This is a genomic window from Comamonas thiooxydans (genome assembly GCF_000964545.1).
In the GTDB taxonomy this organism is placed as follows: Bacteria; Pseudomonadota; Gammaproteobacteria; order Burkholderiales; family Burkholderiaceae_C; genus Comamonas; species Comamonas thiooxydans.
In genome coordinates, this window is record NZ_BBVD01000042.1 from 1 (window position 1) to 874 (window position 874).

General features: G+C 61.7%; 1 protein-coding gene. It reads right to left on the reverse strand.

Annotated elements, in window-relative coordinates; all coding sequences use genetic code 11:
* Positions 1-874 (reverse strand): allantoinase PuuE (puuE, locus tag Cth01_RS23920; protein ID WP_045840619.1); only part of this gene is annotated, 874 nt, incomplete at both ends.

Consider the following 874-nt stretch of genomic DNA (forward strand, 5'->3'; position numbering starts at 1 on the left):
TGACGAGCCAAATCAATACGGCGGCACACCCACACGTTGTCGTGCTTCTGGATGTGATCGAGGAAGCGCTGCAGCGCTGTAATCCGGCCGGGACGGCCCAGCAGTCGGCAGTGCATGCCTATGCTCATCATCTTGGGGGCGTTGTCGCCGCTGGCATTGCCCTCGGCGTACAGGACATCGAATGTGTCCTTCATGTACTGGAAGAACGGATCGGCATGCGAGTAACCCTGGGGCAGGGCAAAGCGCATATCGTTCACGTCCAGCGTGTAGGGAACGATGAGCTGGTTGTGCGTCGTGCCGTCGCTCTTGGCGACCTTCATCCAGAAGGGCAGGTCGTCGCCGTAGTAATCGCTGTCGTAGGTAAAGCGACCGGCATCGGCCACGATGCGGTGGCTGTTGGGGCTGTCGCGGCCGGTGTACCAGCCCAGGCCGTGGTCGCCGCCCGCGCCGTACAGCTCTTCAAAAATGTCCACGCATTGCTGCATGTGGGCGCGCTCGATCTCTTCGGGCACGTTCTGGTAGTGAATCCACTTCAGGCCGTGGCAGGCCACTTCGTGACCGAGTTCGTCAAAGGCCTGGGCCAGCTCGCGATGCTTTTGCAGCGCCGTGCCCACGCCGAACACGGTCAGCGGCAGGCCGCGCTTCTCGAACTCTTTCAGAATGCGCCAGACGCCGGCACGCGAGCCGTATTCATAGATGCCGTCCATGCTCATGTGACGGGCCGGGTAGCTGGCGGGATTGAACATCTCCGACAGAAACTGCTCGCTGCCGGGGTCGCCATGCAGGATATGGTTCTCACCGCCTTCTTCGTAGTTCAGCACGAACTGAACAGCCACGCGGGCTTTGCCGGGCCATTCGGGATGGGGCGTGTTGC